The following is a 15600-nucleotide window of genomic DNA, read 5'->3' as shown; positions in this document are numbered from 1 at the left end:
GTGGTTTGCCTGGCGCGCCATTTCTGTTGGCCATTGCGAGGTGGGCTATCTTATTAGCACTAGTTCGGACAGGACTTGGTAGGAAGTGATTGGTGAGCGGCGGCTTCCGCCCCATTTCGGACCTTCGCATTTATTACAAAACTCATCCAAAAGCCGACATCTATTCTTGGATCTTACTAATTATTTTAATGATTCGGATTTTTATGAGCTGCTTCAAAATTAACCTAATTTTACCGCTCAAAAAAATTCACCTATCGTAGGTAGCCTTCACACCACCGACCAAAAGCCTCAATCATCCACATTTGGAGTCGAGGAAAATAATTCCAGCTTTCTGAAACCATAACTCCAGAATTAAAGGTTATATCGTGAGCCCCTGGGATTACGTACGCCTCAGTAACATCGGCAATTCCGTTATTATGAATTGCCGTATTTCTAAGTTCAATCAAGCCTTTCCATGGTCTCTCTTCTTCCATTAGTATTATCCCCGCAGCAACGCTTTCTTCGATAATTTTTGAAAGATATACACGTCCTTTCATTGGGCGAAGTTTGGCCGGATTTGTTAAAACAACTTGCTTGGCAGAAAATTCAAGCGCTGACATGGATAAAATAAAAGCCGATTTCGTAACCGCCATTACTCGCTCCCCATTTTCATGGCGCAAAATTTTTAATTTTTCTTGGTCAGCTTCATGGTTGCGCGACCATATGTTTTTATAATGAGTCAGAAGTTCAAATTCGAGAATTGATTGATTTCCAACTGCGGCAAAGCCACCTAAAGGCTCCTTGGCCGAATCAAGCGAAAATCGCTGCTGCAAATGAGAGCTTATTTCTATTGAACGACCATGGATGGTCTTTATAAATGAAATTAAATCTTGCATGCCTTTTCCAAATCTCAGTACGAAGACATTACATATTTTATTTTAAAAAGAATTTTAATCTACCTCGACCTTTTGTTCTAACAACTCTCTAACCTTATATTTCCAGCGCTGTAGAAGTGGAATCAAAGTTAAGGATAAATCCCGGCTTTCACCTATTCGAGCCTGATATTCTTCCAAGCTCGATAGAATAGTATTTGGAATTTCGATACTATCAGGTGAGATTGCCGCAAAAACCGTAGCGTCCACTTGCTTAGGACCATGACGAAGCGTGCTCAATACTAACTTTGTGGCAAAGACGCTATCTTTCCCTGTGGTGCCTTAGATTAGAAATTTAAGATCTATGCAGCCTGACCACCCAGCACCATCCGCGGCGCTGCCCACACAACGAGGCAGCAGATTGTCTCGCCTAAAAACGGCGATATTCCAGACCTATTTCGATATCCCAACGCCAGCGAAACCAAGATGCCCGTTACGCATCCCACGGGCACGCTAGAAGCAACCGCCGCAGTCGCAGCGAACGCGCCAAAGGCAATCAAACCAGACGCAAATGGGGAAGTTAGTTTTCGTAGATTCACTGAGCAATTTCCTTTAGCTCGAACGTCGCCTTCTGGCCTCACTGCTCCCAGTGTTGCCGAAGGCGGACTGTTCAGATCCGGACCTGCAAAGAATAGACCTCGGAATTCGACACAGCGAACATTTGATCATCATTTGTTGTATTTTCAGCCTTGTTACAATTGGTGAGGTTCTTTGTTGGTTCGTCAACTATTCTGTAGGACTTGGCCTACACGGCTTGCCCAAATTCTTATCCTTGTCCTGTGCGGGGTGGGGCGCACGGGCGCGTTCACGCCATCTAAACGATTAGCAATCGCTGGAGGAATCATGTGCGTACCAACGACGAAGCGTCTTGCAGCTGGGATCTCGCTAGCTCTGCTCTGTTTCAATGGCGCGCTGGCCCAAGTCACTTCGGATCAGGTGAATGCCGCAAAGAATGCCATTGATCTGCAGATATATGAATCGACAAAGGACCTGGCGGTTCAGCAAAAGGAGGCTGAAGCCAGAAAGGCCATTGCCGAAGCAGAAAAAGCCGAAATGCTGGCAAAGATTCCACCGGCGGACGCCAAGCCCCTGGCTGGCACTGTCAACACGGAAAAATTCGGTGCTGCCGGCTTGGTCAAGGCGTTCGATCTTGGGGCTGCACTGGCAACATCCGTCTGCACGGCGATTCCCAAGCAAATTGCGGTCTACGACGCGACGATTACACAGGGGGTGGTGGCGGCGCGCATCGTCGTCGCGGGCATGAACGGTGTGAAGGCCGATGCCAGCAATCAAACCAATAAACTGAAGAACGCATTGAATCCGGTGGCGGTCACCGCGGTACCTGATGCGGGCGGCGACGGCGGCGGTGCCGGACCGTTGGCACTGCCTTTAATAGCAGGAACGATCAAGGCAGTTGCGGATATTACGTCACTGTTTAAAACCAACGTGACGTATACCAGCACCTCGTTCGGAGACGGTACACGCGAGTTCTTTGTGACTGCCTTGGCAGAGCGTTGCCCAACGAAGATCGTCGGCACAGGAATCGGCTACTTGGGCGAGCTCGACGAACAGATGTTCGCTAGCCTCGTCGGCCAGGCCGCGTCGCTCAAGCAGGCACGCGAAAGCCTGTCAGATGCGATAGACGAGACAGATAAACGGATCGATCAACTGAGCTCGAATCTCAAGAAGCAAAAAAAGGATGCCTCGACTGATCCCCAGGTGAAAAAACTCACGGTGATGCGCGCAGATGCGGCAGCCAGTCTCAAAGGCACGGACGCATTTATTGAGTCTCTGAAAATCTCAGATGTGAGCGATAAGAGTCCCCTATATAGCGCGGCGCGCTTCCTGGCTTACGACAAACGTGTACAAAATGCAGATGTGCTGGATTTCACATTGCGGCTGGAGGGAATGACGATCATCCGGGAGAACCTGTTTACGGGGCAGCATCTGCGTCTTTCCGGTGTAGCGTTTCTATGGTACCGGATTCAATCCAGAAACGGCACATTGGTGCTGGCCAAGACCGTCCGCCAAATTACCAAGCCGGTCCAAGTCGACCTGGATGGAGACAAGGCAGCCGATGCCTTCTGGTCTGGCGCCAGTCCCAAGACGGAATGAACTGATGCTAAAGCAAACTCCCATCCCTGCAGGAGCAATCCCACCGGCGGCGCCAGCCCATGCGGTCAGTCTGCCCATGATTATTCAGCACCAGGAGCAGGATCAATGGTGCTGGGCGGCAGTCACTACCAGTATTGCGTCCTACTATCAGGCCACTAGCGCCTGGACCCAGTGTAGCCTGGCGTGCGCGGAACTGGGCAACGCCACCTGCTGTGCGGATGGCTCAATAGCAGAGTGCGATAAGCCTTGGTTCCTCAATTTAGCGTTAAGCCGTGTCCAGCATCTGCAGCAACGCATCGAAGGCCAAATCGACGATGCGACGATCATCGCCTGTTTGTCCGGCGGCCAGCCGATAGGGATACGGATCCAATGGGCTGATATGTCTGGGCACTTCATCGCCATCGTGGGCATCAGAAAAGAGCAGGATGGTACGGTGTCGCTTGCACTAGATGATCCGATTTACGGTCCGTCCACCCATGGACGGTCGGATTTAGCCGGACAGTATCAGGGGGCAGGAACGTGGACTCACACCTACACTACGCAGAAATGATATGCCAGCCCAGCGCAGCGTAAAATTCCGCCAGCCACTGGACGGGCTGACAGACGTTCTGCGGCGGCAGTTACCGCCGGCGGAAGCAGCTGCCCTGAGCGTGGTCGACTTGACTTTGATAGGACCAATGCCGCTCTACATAGGCAGTGTAGTCCGCCGGACAGGCCGGCACAGGATCGAGGCGTCCCAGGTTGGATGGCGTGGGTTGGTCCGTTCCGAGGCCGCTCCAGTCGCGGTTATTGAGTGGTATTTTCCACGTGCACCACTTCCCGCCTCCCTAAGCGTGCGGGGAGGTGAGCCTGCCCTGGCCTTAAGTACAGCGCTCGAGCACGCTTATGGCCTCATGCAAGCACGGCCGCATGCGTTTAGTGAAATTCGCTTTTTGTCGTTTCCGAGTTTATTCCTGACCGTGGTCTGGCTGCATGGCAGAAGACCGGCCTATATCCCGACGCGAACTGATGCGCGCGGTCGCTCGCCTGGTCTGTTGATTGAAGGACGGCCGGCGTTAATGAAGCTGGCCATGCAACGCATACAGCAACGTGCTCGTAGCGCAGCACGACAGGATCGTGCTACAGCGACAGAAGCGCAAGATATGAATACGCCACCAGCGCCCTTGAACGGCTGACAGAAACGCAATAGAACCATGAATGCAATCGGAATGATCCGGTAAACAATGTCTCCAAGATAGTTTGCCCACCTTTGGGGTTGCGAAAATCAACTAGGGGGTCGCCATGAATGACCATGTGTTTTCAATATTTTCGGAAAAATGCAAGTGGTTTATGGTCTTGGCCGCTTATCTTTTGCTCTGCAACCCTGCATGTTCGCAAACCAGGGGCAAACCCACCGACATTTATTCTTGGTATGGAAACTACCGGAACACCAATACCGTGCTGGTTTTTGTGCATGGGATTTTTGGAAACAGTAATACTTTTCTGTATGAGGATCCTCAGGATCAAAGTAAAGACAAATTTTGGCCGGAAATGTTGCTGCACGACGAGCGCTTTAAGAATGCCAGTGTCTTTCTGGGCGGATTTTATACGGACGTCAATTCGAAAGACTACGCCACCGACTTTGCTGTGAAGGATTTGCTTGCTGCATTAAAACGACCCAGTGTCAAGAATGGGCGAGCTGTGCTGGATCATAAGAATATCATCTTCATCTGCCACAGCACCGGTGGGGTAATGGTGAGGCGCTTGCTAGCGCAAAATGTGGAGCAGTTCAAAGGCAAGAAGATAGGCCTGCTCTTGATAGCATCGCCCTCGCTGGGGTCGCGTTGGGCAGACCGGCTGAGCCCGATCGCGAAATTTGGGGGCAATCAGCTTGCGCAAGAGCTTGAGGACAACAGCCAATTTCTGACCTCACTGGATACCACGTTCAAAGAGATAGTTGATAATAAAACCTTGAATATCACCGGGATTGAGGCGGTCGAAAACCATTTCGTCATCGACTGCTTTTGGTGTTTCACGAAGGTGGTTGAGGTTCAATCCGCTGCACGCTATTTTCCAAATCCGAGAATGCTGGCTAACACTGATCACTTTTCCACTGTCAAGCCGAATTCTGACACCCACCCAGCCTATCTCTTACTCTCCGATTTTTATCACGATTATTTCCAGAGTGATGCCGGCGCCTTGGAATGGAGTCCGCCGACCGCCGCAAAAATATCACTGTCCAGATCGGCGCCACGCTGGGTGCCATCTGAACCTGCGCATGCACTGAAGGATTTCCAAAATATCGATCCAGCTGTATGCAATCTTGCGGCGTCTGACGCAACGAGGAAACAGTCTTGCACGCTAGTCGTCAGAGGCAATATGCACAACCCGCCGCAGATAGGTGATGTGGGTTTGGAAAACGTCAAGTTGAGCTGTATTGGGAGCGATTGCACTAAGGTCAGTTTCAACCAATATAGGAGCGACTCGCTATATGGATCGGTATTGGCCGAAGTGAGCGTTCAGATCATCGCCACTTCGGGTGGACCTGGTCAGCCTGGCGACGGGGCGGCGGCGCCGATCAGCGTAGCCTGGACGCTTTCAGCCACGACTTCAGACAACAGGCTGGTTGAAGTTCAAAAATATGCCGATCAATTAAAAAGTTACGATGATAAGGTGCTAGTTCCCGTTCAGAGCGACGGTAGCGTGGTCACTATCAGTGCAAAGCTCCTAGATGGCGCATTTAATCTGGAAGCCGGGAAAGCAAGCCAATACAGAAACTTCGAGATGCTTTCGGATGGCGACCCTGCCTTCTACACCTATCTGATAAAAAGGTGAAGAGGTGTGGTGCGGAATATACCAATGGGTATAAGCAGATTTGATTCGTTCCAAATGGTTGAGAAGCTATGAAAAGACTGCATGGCTTGTAAGATTGAACTAGGTCATGTAGAAGCTGTTAAATTGCATTGAAAATTGATAATCATCTAGCCGTTCTCCCTTCGGCCGAGCCGAGGAATAAAGTCACGGTACGAATTCGAACTTTATCGAGGAGGACATCATGTTATTTTGTGGCATTGATCTTCATTCCAACAACTGCCTTGTCTGTTGATTTTCAGCGAAATCTAACCCTCTTTACCGCGTAATTTGCAAACGAATCTGACCCACGTATAAGACACAATCCTGCTCACGATATTGAGCGGGGATTTGGAGTGATCGACGTGGCATTACTAGGCATTATTCGACGCTGGCATATTCGAGACCAGGTCCCATTACGAGAGATCGCCAGGCGTTTAGGCATCTCGCGAAACACCGTTCGGCGCTAGCTGCGCTCGGAAACCATAGAGCCAGCGTACGCTGAGCGGCGCTCCAAACGCGCCATCGACCAATACGCTTTCCAACTTTCGGCAATGCTCAGGACTGAAGCGGCACGATCGCGCAAGCAGCGACGCATGCTAAAGCAGATCCATGAGGACCTAAAAAAATTGGGGTTTGAGGGGTCTTACGACAGGGTCGCAGCGTTGGCCAAGACATGGAGGGAGGGTCAAATCGACCGGGTCAATCCTGCTCACATACGAACAACTTCATGCGGGTCACGATCAGCAGGAAACCAACTATCTACGCGGACTTTAAGATTGTCTAATTTTCCGCTCATAAAAAATATGCAACTGAATTGTCCATTTCCGGTAGAGCTTTCAAAGTACTTAGTTAAGTACTTAGTTAAAGTCCCTTGTTGATCTACGCCGACTAGCAGGCCATCGAAATTCCCTGACACGATAGGAGCTGCGGTGCTAAACGCAATGACCAACGAGAAGCTTAACGCAAGAATAAATTTATGCAATTGCAATAATTCCTCAAAATCTCGACCGACGGCTATTGGCCGAATCCAGCCGATGACGGTCAGGATAGCATCTTGCTTGAATGCAAAGTGCACGATTTGTCACTGCACGCCAGATATAGCCTGCGGATGCTGACATTCGCAAATCGGACATGATCTGCTAGGCCAAGTCTGACCTGGCACATCATTCAGCGTCGTGGTGGCGCCATCGTGTAGACGCCATCGAAGCGCACGTTCACCCCGCCGCATTGCGCATTGTCGTGAACGATTAAGAATCTCCCCACTCGGACAAACTCCGCCGCGCAATCGTAATTTGCATTGCTTCCGGTCTCCATCGAACCCAGGTAGGCGTGATCTTTTCAACCCGGAGTCGGCCTTACAAGTCGCCAAAGTGTTCGACGCGCGAGCCATCGGCCAATTGGGCGCCGACCCATTTTGTATTGCCAGGCACGTAGTAGTTTCCGCCTTGCGCGCGATGCGGATGTAGCCGGGGTAGGTATACTGTTTCCATTTTCCCCTCCATTCCGGCTGTTCGCCAAGTTCGACGAATTGCAGTTGGCGATTGAGCACCCAGCCGACTGTTTCGCGTGTCTTGCCGGCGTACCAAGCGCAACTCCAGTCGCCATGCTGCTTGCTGATAATGAGTTCATCCCCGGGGACGACATAGCTCCCGGACTGGCACTTGGCGCCGCTCGATGGACAGCCGCCCGTATCGTGCTCGTTCCGGGTATGGTCGAACGTTGTTATCTTCGTTCCAACGCGAATACCAGGACGGATTTGCAGGGTGGGGGGCAGGGCAGGTGTGGCCGCCTCCTGTTCGCGATCGCCCGGCAACGCGGTAAAATAGCTTCTTTTACATTCAAGCTTTCATACTTCGATGACCACCGCACCCGCCAAGCCAGTCCGCACCCGTTTCGCTCCCAGCCCCACCGGCTACCTCCACCTGGGTGGCGCCCGCACGGCGCTGTATTCCTGGGCCTTCGCCCGCCACTTCGGCGGCACCTTCGTGCTGCGCATTGAGGACACCGACCTGGAACGCTCCACGCCAGCGGCCGTGCAGGCCATCATCGACGGCATGCAGTGGCTGGGCCTGAACCACGATGAAGGTCCGTTCTACCAGATGCAGCGCATGGACCGCTACCGCGAAGTGGTGGCGCAGATGCTGAAAGAGGGCACGGCCTACCTGTGCTATTCGTCGCCGGAAGAAGTGGAAGCCATGCGCGAGCGCATGCGCGCGGCCGGCGAAAAGCCCCGTTACGACGGCACCTGGCGCCCGGAGTCGGGCAAGACGCTGCCGGCCATTCCTGCCGACCGCAAGCCCGTGGTGCGTTTCAAGAATCCGCTCGATGGCGATGTGACGTGGGATGACGTGGTCAAGGGCACCATCACCATCTCCAATAAAGAGATGGACGACCTGGTGATCGCGCGCCCCGACGGCACGCCGACCTATAACTTCTGCGTCGCGGTGGACGATTGGGATATGGGCATCACCCACGTGCTGCGTGGCGATGACCACGTGAACAACACGCCGCGCCAGATCAACATCCTGCGCGCGATCGGCGCGCCGCTGCCGCAGTATGGCCACTTGCCGATGATCCTGGGCGCGGACGGCGAGAAGCTGTCCAAGCGCCACGGCGCCGTCAGCGTGATGGACTACCCGGCGCAAGGCTATCTGCCCGAAGCGATGCTGAACTACCTGGCCCGCCTGGGCTGGAGCCACGGCGACGATGAAGTGTTCTCGATGGATCAGTTCTGCGAGTGGTTCAACCTCGACCACCTGACCCGTTCGGCCGCCCAGTTCAACAATGAAAAGCTGGCCTGGCTGAACAATCACTACATCAAGCAGGCCGACAACCAGCGCCTGGCCGACCTGGCCATGCCGCATATGGTCGATGACGGCGCTAACTTCGACGGCGCGCCCGCGCTGCCGGTCGTGCTGGGCCTGATGAAGGAACGCGTCAACACCATCAACGAGCTGGCCGACGCGGCCATGCTGTTCTACCGCGAGCCCAAGCCCGATGCGGCGCTGCTGGCCCAGCATCTGACGGACGCCGTGAAGCCGGCGCTGGCGCAGTTCGCTGAGCGTTGCAAGACGGTGGAGTGGACCAAGGAAGCCCTGTCGGCCATGATGAAGGAAGTGCTGGCAGCGAACGGTTTGAAGATGCCGCAGATGGCGATGCCGCTGCGCCTGATCGTGACGGGTCAATTGCAGACGCCGGCCATCGATTCGGTCTTGCAAATTTTTGGCCGAGACGTTATTCTCTCGCGCCTGGCCAAATTTCTCTGAATTTGCTTTTAGCGGTGAAGAGAATAAGCCAGCAAGGTTGCAGAAGGGTATTTGCACAAAACGATAACCCTGCTATAATCTTGCTTCTGATGCACACGGGGGTATAGCTCAGCTGGGAGAGCGCTTGCATGGCATGCAAGAGGTCAGCGGTTCGATCCCGCTTACCTCCACCAGTATCGGAACGCAGTCGGTTCCGGTCGTGTTGAAGAAGTAGTATTGGTTGTTCGCAGTCCCCATCGTCTAGAGGCCTAGGACATCACCCTTTCACGGTGAGTACGGGGGTTCGAATCCCCCTGGGGACGCCAAGTTGTACCGTAGTAGATGTAGTTTGACGTTGTTTGTACTGATTGTTTGATGTTTGGCTTCACGCTGGATAGCAACAAGTAGTGAAAACAAAAGTCGCCCCGGCGGCTTTTATTATTTCTGCACCAGAGGGGGTATAGCTCAGCTGGGAGAGCGCTTGCATGGCATGCAAGAGGTCAGCGGTTCGATCCCGCTTACCTCCACCACAAAGTGCGGAAATGATGGGGTCTACGTAGTAAGCAGTTCCTGGTCCCCATCGTCTAGAGGCCTAGGACATCACCCTTTCACGGTGAGTACGGGGGTTCGAATCCCCCTGGGGACGCCAGCTGATGCTGGTGGTAGTAAAAGTAGTGAGTAGTAAAACGTAGTAAATAGTTTCTGCGCCCGGGGGGGTATAGCTCAGCTGGGAGAGCGCTTGCATGGCATGCAAGAGGTCAGCGGTTCGATCCCGCTTACCTCCACCAATCGCGCAGGAATACGAATTCAGGTCCCCATCGTCTAGAGGCCTAGGACATCACCCTTTCACGGTGAGTACGGGGGTTCGAATCCCCCTGGGGACGCCAGATTTTGCGAGTTGTCTGCCATAGCCGGCAACCGCGCTGCAAGTTTCACCGATTCGAATGATCAAGCCGCCTAGTGCGGCTTTTTTGTTGTCTGCGATTTTGTGTGCAGGGCTCATCATTTTGTCACTGTTGCCAAACAGGCACGCTTGGCGCGAAAATCGGGCGATTTAGACGCTAAGCTATTGATTCTGTTGCGATCGTTGTGCTATGATTCGCGCACGCTTTTTTGAGGGCAATAAGACTCGAAACGGCACTGCAAAGTCCCCATCGTCTAGAGGCCTAGGACATCACCCTTTCACGGTGAGTACGGGGGTTCGAATCCCCCTGGGGACGCCAGGATTTTGCAGCAGGTCTGGCCGCACGCGCGGCCAAGGACAGATTTCTGTCCCCATCGTCTAGAGGCCTAGGACATCACCCTTTCACGGTGAGTACGGGGGTTCGAATCCCCCTGGGGACGCCAGATAACCGCGCCGGCCGCAAGCCGGAAGACGGTCGAATAAGCCGCCTGGTGCGGCTTTTTTTGCGTCCATCGCGGACGCGATTACTGATGGTGCCCGATGATGGCCTCTTCCTTCGATTTATCTCCGGCTGGCCCGGTCGCCGCCAATGCTGCCGCTGTCGTATCCGGCGCCGCGCCGCTGGCCGCGCGCCGCTGGCCGTTCCATTTCAACGCCCATGTGCGCGCCGCCTTCTTCGCCAGTCTCGATGTGGACATGCAGCGCGTGGCGTATGCGCGCCGGATCTCGCTGTGCTGCAACCGTGTGGCCCCTGTAGCGAAACTGTTCGCACAGTTGCAGGCTGCCGCCACGCCCACGCTGTGCCTGGTGCCCGAGGGCGAGGCATCCGAGGCGGTGGCCGCGTTCCTCCAGGCCGATCCTGTTGCGGGCGCGCGCGCCATGCGCGGCGGCCTGACCGTGCAGGTGCTGCCCGCGCTCGATGCGCAGGCCTACGATCAGCTGCTGTGGGCCTGCGACTTCAATTTCGTGCGCGGCGATGCGCAACTGGTGCGCGCACAGCTGGCGGCCCGTCCCTTCATCTGGCAGGCGGAGGAGGGCGCTGGCGTGGCAGCGGCGCAAGCCTTTGTCAGTGCATACGGCGCGGCACTGCCCGCGCATGGGGCGGCCGTGCTGGCCGAAGCCTTCCAGGTCTGGAATGGTGAGGGTGAACGTTACGCGGCGCTGGGCGCGTGCCTGGCCGGTCCGGTATCGTGCCTGCTGGCGCCGCACGCGCGCGCGTGGGCGGACGGGCTGCCCGAAGCGCTGGGCGCGACGGGTCGGGAGCGCCAGACCACGCTGGCCATTTTCTGCAAGGTGGTCGACAACTACGGTGACGTGGGCATTTGCTGGCGGATGGCGCGCCAGTTGCAGCATGAGCATGGCGTGGCCGTCGAACTGTGGGTGGACGACCTGCACAGTTTCCGCCGCATCTGCCCGGACGTGGTTACCGATGCAGAGACGCAGCAGGTGGCCGGTGTCACGGTACGCCACTGGCACAGTCAGGATGGCGAGTTCGAAGCGGCCGACGTGGCCGATATCGTGATCGAATTTTTTGGCTGCGACATCCCGGAAGGCTATATTGCCGCGATGGTGGAATGCGAGCCGCGCCCCGTGTGGCTCAATCTCGAAGGCTTGACGGCCGAGGAGTGGGTGGAAGGCTGTCATACCTTGCCGTCGTCCCACCCGCGCCTGCCGCTGACCAAGCACTTCTTCTTCCCCGGCTTCACGGCCAAGACCGGCGGGCTGCTGGTGGAGGCAGCGCTGGACGAGCGCCGCCGCCAGTTCCAGGCCGATCCTGCCGCCATGGCCGGTTTCCTTGGACATCTGGGCTTGTCGGCCGCCGACATCGCGGCGCAAAAAGTGTCGATGTTCTGCTATCCGCACGCGCCCGTCGCGGCGCTGTTCGCGGCGTGGGAGCGGGGCGCGGAACCCGTCGCCTGCCTGGTGCCGGAAGGCGTGGCGGCTGACGCGGTGCGGGCGTTCCTGGGCGCGGAGCCCGTGGCCGGCGCCGTCGCCAGCCGAGGCGCGCTGACGGTGCGCGTGCTGCCGTTCGTGCCGCAACCGGACTACGACAAGCTGCTGTGGGCCTGCGACCTTAATTTCGTGCGTGGCGAGGATTCGTTCGTGCGCGCGCAATGGGCCGGCAAGCCCTTCGTCTGGCACATCTACCCGCAGGACGAGAACCTGCACCACAAGAAGCTGCGCGCTTTCCTGCAGCGCTACGCTGGCGGACTGGATGGCCTGACAGCCTTCTCGCTGTACTGGAACGGTGCCGGTGCAGATGGCGGTACAGGTGAGCCGCACAGTGCCGCGCTGTGGTCCGCGCTGCGGGCGGAAATGCCGGCCATCGTCGCCCGCGCCGCCGACTGGCAGCGGCAAATCCTGGAGAACGGTGACATGACGGGGAATTTGCTGAAGTTTTCCCGACTAATCCAGTCGGTTAAGCATGAAACTCGGGTATAATGCCCGGTTACTTTGGAACGTATTTTTACCCGATCAAACGTGGCTAGCGGCATCATTGCCATCGGCAGCAGTTGATTTTTTATGCAACTTACTTTTTACGTATATTCTCTATGAAACCTGCAAAAGAAATTCGTGTTGGCAATATCATTATGGTCGACAGCAAGCCTATGATCGTGCTGCGTTCGGATGTGAACGGTTCGAGCCGCACGGGCTTCACCTACAAGTGGAAGATGAAGAATCTTCTGACCAACAGCCCGCTGGAAAACGTGTTCCGCGGCGACGACAAGTTCGACGTCGTGGTGCTGGACAAGAAGCCAGTGACCTACTCGTACTTCGCTGACCCGCTGTACGTGTTCATGGACGCTGAGTACAACCAGTACGAAATCGAAGAAGAAAACCTGGGCGACGCACTGCACTACCTGAAAGACGGCATGGAATGCGAAGCCGTGTTCTACGATGGCAAAGCGATCTCGGTTGAACTGCCAACCACCATCGCCCGTCAAGTGGTGTACTCGGAGCCTGCCGTCAAGGGCAACACCTCGGGTAACGTGCTGAAGGAAGCCAAGATCGAAAACGCGATCGAAGCCCACCGTCACACCGTGCAGGTTCCCCTGTTCGTGAGCCAGGACGACGTGATCGAGATCGACACCCGTACCAACGAGTACAAGCGCGTGGTCCGCAACTAAGCACCATCCGCTCCACCGAAAAGCACGCCCGGTTCTGCCCGGCGTGCTTTTTTTACGCCTGTGTCGTATTTTTGTGTGGAAATGTTAGGGAATATTCTATTCTCAACTGCAATTTTTCTGGAATGAAAGTCTTTCCGCTGCTATCCTAGCGCGTGCAGTAAGGGATGGTAGACACCAGGAATTAACCACTCACGAGGATGGCATGGATCGCAGGGAGTTCGTTCGGGCCGGCGGTGGCGCCGGTGCTTTGGCAGGCAGTGTGCGCGCCGCGGGCGCGGCGCCCAGGTTCGGGACGGCCGGCATCCTCGATGCGGGCGTGCGGGAACAGCAGGAGTTGATGCAGGCCGGTAAGCTCACTTCCCATTCGCTGACCTCGCAGTACCTGGCGCGCATCAAGACCATCGCCAACTTCGGCCCGCGCGTCAAGGCCATGATCGAGATTAATCCGGAGGCGCTGAAGATCGCGCTGGAGATGGACCGTGAACGTGGCCTCAAGCGCCTGCGCGGCCCGCTGCACGGCATCCCCGTTCTGCTGAAAGACAATATCGCCACCGGCGACCGCATGAGCACCTGCGCCAGCGCCGCGACGCTGGCGGCGGCCGAGGCGGGCGCGGTGCGCGATGCGTTTATCGTGGCCCAGTTGCGCGCCGCCGGCGCCGTCATCATCGGCAAGATGAATCCGCGTGAGTGGGCCAATCTGCCGCCGGCCCTTGCCGTTGGTGGCGCCAGCCCCTGTGCCGGCGCCGCCATTGCGGCAGGCCTGGCCACCCTGGCCGTGGGCACCGAGCCGGATGATTCCATCGTCTCACCGGCTTCCTTGTGCGGGCTGGTTGGCATCAAGCCCACGCTGGGGCTGGTGAGCCGTAGCGGCATCATTCCTGTCGATCCATCGCGTGACACGGCCGGTCCCATGGCGCGCAGCGTGGCCGATGCGGCCCTGATGCTGGCCGCGATGGCCGGCACCGACGCCAACGACCCGGCCACCACGACAGCCAGCGACAGGGCCGCTGATTACCGCGCCGCGCTCGACATGGCAGGCCTGCGAGGCGCGCGCATCGGCGTCGCCCGCAATACCTTCGGCGGCAATGCGGAACTGGCCGTCGTGATCGAAAAGGCGCTGGTGGACCTGAAAGCGCAGGGCGCCGTGCTGGTGGATTCGGAACTGCCCGATGTGGACCACGCGCCGGAGCAGGGGATCGCCCAGGTGATGCGTGAGCATGGCCTCGATGCGCTGGTGGCGCCCACCAGCGGGCCGGCGTGGCTGCGCAATGCCACGCACGGCGTGCATGGTGCGAATGGTGCGAATGGTGCGGATGGCGCCAACGGTGCCGATGGTGCCGATAGTGCCAATAACAGCCGCTCTGTCAGCGTGTTCCCATCGCCGGTTGTCGCAACCAGCTATCCGCATATCACGGTGCCGGCCGGGCAGGTGCACGGGCTGCCCGTGGGCCTGTCGTTCGTCGGCGCCGCCTACAGCGAGGCGAAGCTGATCGGCATGGCCTACGCCTTCGAGCAGGCGACCCTGCACGGGCGCGCGCAGCGGCTTGCCGCCAGCGTAGGGCTGGCGGCGCGCTAGCGGCTGGTCCGCTGTTGTGCGAACGCGCGGCGCAGCCAGTACGCGGCGCTGGCACCGATCAGCAGCAGGGTCACCAGCGAGCCTTCCACACCGAACGCGCCGCCCGTGAGCAGGGTGTCGCCCGCCAGCGTGCCGCGCAGCAGGCCGCTGCTTGCCGCGTGGCCCGATACGGTGGAGGAGAACACGACGTCAAGGCCGTAGTTCCATGCCATGTGCGTGCCGATACAGATCCACAGGCGGCGCGTCTTCATGTAAAGCGCCGCTTGCAGCACGCCATAAGCGGTGATTACGCTGACGCCCAGCACGGACGCGCCTTCATTTGGCAGGTGCCCGAGGCCGAATACCAGCGAGGAAATCGCGATGGCTGGCAGGCTGCCGAGCGAGCGCTCAGCGACCCCGAAGATCACGCCACGGAACATCATCTCCTCGGTCATGCCGACCAGCGCCATTTCGGCCAGCGGCACCAGCATCATGGCGCTCACGGGATTGATGCCGTCGAGCCGGTATGCACCCAGCACAGCCAGGATGGCGAAGGTGCCCGTCACCAAGACGGCGCCGAGCAGCAACCCCGCGCCCAGTTCGCGCGCCATGCCCGGCGTGGACAGTTCAAGCGCTTGCCGCTTCTCGATGCGGCGCACATAGAAGCGATAGCCGAACCATACCAGTGCGGCGGCCAGCAGCTGCGGCCACATGACGCGGTAGGGTTTGGCGACCAGCTTGGACGCGGCGATCATCGTCAGCGGTACGGCGCCGAAGGTCAGCACGATGCCAAGCACGATGCGGATCAGGGGATGGGCCATCAGGCGCGATGGCAGGGAGGGCTTGGTCGTCGCAATGCGCAGAGTGTGTTCCATGGTCGCTTTCTTCGGTTGGTGGATCGGTCTTCCTT

The 15600-nt window shown here is 57.0% G+C and carries 10 protein-coding genes, 8 tRNA genes and 2 pseudogenes; 17 read left to right on the top strand and 3 right to left on the bottom strand.

What is annotated here, in order from left to right:
• Nucleotides 1-251 precede the first annotated feature (251 nt).
• Nucleotides 252-875, bottom strand: a complete 624-nt coding sequence (locus tag H3H37_RS01255; protein WP_182159248.1) for a hypothetical protein — start codon at nt 873-875, stop codon at nt 252-254.
• Nucleotides 876-1754: 879 nt separating this feature from the next.
• Here H3H37_RS01255 and H3H37_RS01250 point away from each other — a divergent pair.
• The 4 genes and pseudogenes from H3H37_RS01250 to H3H37_RS25610 all read left to right on the top strand — a co-directional run.
• Nucleotides 1755-3026, top strand: a complete 1272-nt coding sequence (locus tag H3H37_RS01250) for a jacalin family lectin (RefSeq protein ID WP_182159245.1) — start codon at nt 1755-1757, stop codon at nt 3024-3026.
• Nucleotides 3027-3030: 4 nt separating this feature from the next.
• On the top strand, nt 3031-3576 hold the full coding sequence (locus tag H3H37_RS01245; protein WP_182159242.1) for a papain-like cysteine protease family protein: 546 nt from the start codon (nt 3031-3033) through the stop codon (nt 3574-3576).
• A 731-nt stretch (nt 3577-4307) separates the two neighbouring features.
• A complete protein-coding gene (locus H3H37_RS01240) occupies nt 4308-5840 on the top strand; it encodes an esterase/lipase family protein (protein WP_182159239.1) in 1533 nt (510 codons plus the stop codon).
• 371 nt (nt 5841-6211) lie between these two features.
• Nucleotides 6212-6547: pseudogene (locus H3H37_RS25610) on the top strand (helix-turn-helix domain-containing protein); the annotation flags it as partial.
• Nucleotides 6548-6567: 20 nt separating this feature from the next.
• Here H3H37_RS25610 and H3H37_RS01235 read toward each other — a convergent pair.
• A complete protein-coding gene (locus tag H3H37_RS01235) occupies nt 6568-6933 on the bottom strand; it encodes a hypothetical protein (protein ID WP_182159237.1) in 366 nt (121 codons plus the stop codon).
• A 781-nt stretch (nt 6934-7714) separates the two neighbouring features.
• On the opposite strand from H3H37_RS01235, the gene gltX reads away from it, so the two are divergent.
• The 13 genes and pseudogenes from gltX (at nt 7715) to H3H37_RS01170 (ending at nt 14711) form a co-directional block, all read left to right on the top strand.
• Entirely contained in the window at nt 7715-9124 is a 1410-nt protein-coding gene (gene gltX, locus H3H37_RS01230; RefSeq protein ID WP_182159234.1) for a glutamate--tRNA ligase, read from the top strand.
• 97 nt (nt 9125-9221) lie between these two features.
• Nucleotides 9222-9297: transfer RNA gene (locus H3H37_RS01225), tRNA-Ala, on the top strand.
• Nucleotides 9298-9353: 56 nt separating this feature from the next.
• Nucleotides 9354-9429, top strand: a tRNA-Glu gene (locus H3H37_RS01220).
• A gap of 128 nt (nt 9430-9557) precedes the next feature.
• Nucleotides 9558-9633, top strand: a tRNA-Ala gene (locus H3H37_RS01215).
• Between the two features lie 43 nt (nt 9634-9676).
• A tRNA-Glu gene (locus H3H37_RS01210) sits at nt 9677-9752 on the top strand.
• A 63-nt stretch (nt 9753-9815) separates the two neighbouring features.
• A tRNA-Ala gene (locus tag H3H37_RS01205) sits at nt 9816-9891 on the top strand.
• 23 nt (nt 9892-9914) lie between these two features.
• Nucleotides 9915-9990: transfer RNA gene (locus H3H37_RS01200), tRNA-Glu, on the top strand.
• Between the two features lie 260 nt (nt 9991-10250).
• Nucleotides 10251-10326, top strand: a tRNA-Glu gene (locus H3H37_RS01195).
• A 48-nt stretch (nt 10327-10374) separates the two neighbouring features.
• A tRNA-Glu gene (locus H3H37_RS01190) sits at nt 10375-10450 on the top strand.
• A gap of 97 nt (nt 10451-10547) precedes the next feature.
• A pseudogene (gene earP, locus H3H37_RS01185) lies at nt 10548-11150 on the top strand (elongation factor P maturation arginine rhamnosyltransferase EarP); the annotation flags it as partial.
• Between the two features lie 189 nt (nt 11151-11339).
• Nucleotides 11340-12449, top strand: a complete 1110-nt coding sequence (gene earP / locus H3H37_RS01180) for an elongation factor P maturation arginine rhamnosyltransferase EarP (protein ID WP_229218629.1) — start codon at nt 11340-11342, stop codon at nt 12447-12449.
• A gap of 110 nt (nt 12450-12559) precedes the next feature.
• Complete coding sequence (locus H3H37_RS01175; RefSeq protein WP_182159231.1) at nt 12560-13135, top strand: elongation factor P; 576 nt, start codon at nt 12560-12562, stop codon at nt 13133-13135.
• Between the two features lie 202 nt (nt 13136-13337).
• A complete protein-coding gene (locus tag H3H37_RS01170) occupies nt 13338-14711 on the top strand; it encodes an amidase family protein (protein ID WP_182159228.1) in 1374 nt (457 codons plus the stop codon).
• Here the strand turns inward: H3H37_RS01170 and H3H37_RS01165 are convergent.
• A complete protein-coding gene (locus H3H37_RS01165; RefSeq protein WP_182159225.1) occupies nt 14708-15565 on the bottom strand; it encodes a CPBP family intramembrane glutamic endopeptidase in 858 nt (285 codons plus the stop codon). The two genes, H3H37_RS01170 and H3H37_RS01165, sit on opposite strands and share 4 nt — an antisense overlap.
• Between the last annotated feature and the right edge of the window lie 35 nt (nt 15566-15600).

It is taken from the genome of Rugamonas brunnea (assembly GCF_014042345.1).
Taxonomy (GTDB): domain Bacteria; phylum Pseudomonadota; class Gammaproteobacteria; order Burkholderiales; family Burkholderiaceae_D; genus Rugamonas; species Rugamonas brunnea.
The sequence above is the reverse complement of the archived record's forward strand: the minus strand, read 5'-3'. Positions and strand labels throughout refer to the sequence as shown.

Excerpts from the sequence above, each read along its gene's own strand:
- H3H37_RS01175 (WP_182159231.1), top strand. The coding sequence starts at position 12,560 with ATGAAACCTGCAAAAGAAATTCGTGTTGGCAATATCATTATGGTCGAC.
- H3H37_RS01255 (WP_182159248.1), bottom strand. The coding sequence starts at position 875 with ATGCAAGATTTAATTTCATTTATAAAGACCATCCATGGTCGTTCAATA.
- gltX (WP_182159234.1), top strand. The coding sequence starts at position 7,715 with ATGACCACCGCACCCGCCAAGCCAGTCCGCACCCGTTTCGCTCCCAGC.
- H3H37_RS01165 (WP_182159225.1), bottom strand. The coding sequence starts at position 15,565 with ATGGAACACACTCTGCGCATTGCGACGACCAAGCCCTCCCTGCCATCG.
- H3H37_RS01245 (WP_182159242.1), top strand. The coding sequence starts at position 3,031 with ATGCTAAAGCAAACTCCCATCCCTGCAGGAGCAATCCCACCGGCGGCG.
- H3H37_RS01170 (WP_182159228.1), top strand. The coding sequence starts at position 13,338 with ATGGATCGCAGGGAGTTCGTTCGGGCCGGCGGTGGCGCCGGTGCTTTG.
- H3H37_RS01240 (WP_182159239.1), top strand. The coding sequence starts at position 4,308 with ATGAATGACCATGTGTTTTCAATATTTTCGGAAAAATGCAAGTGGTTT.
- earP (WP_229218629.1), top strand. The coding sequence starts at position 11,340 with ATGGCGCGCCAGTTGCAGCATGAGCATGGCGTGGCCGTCGAACTGTGG.
- H3H37_RS01250 (WP_182159245.1), top strand. The coding sequence starts at position 1,755 with ATGTGCGTACCAACGACGAAGCGTCTTGCAGCTGGGATCTCGCTAGCT.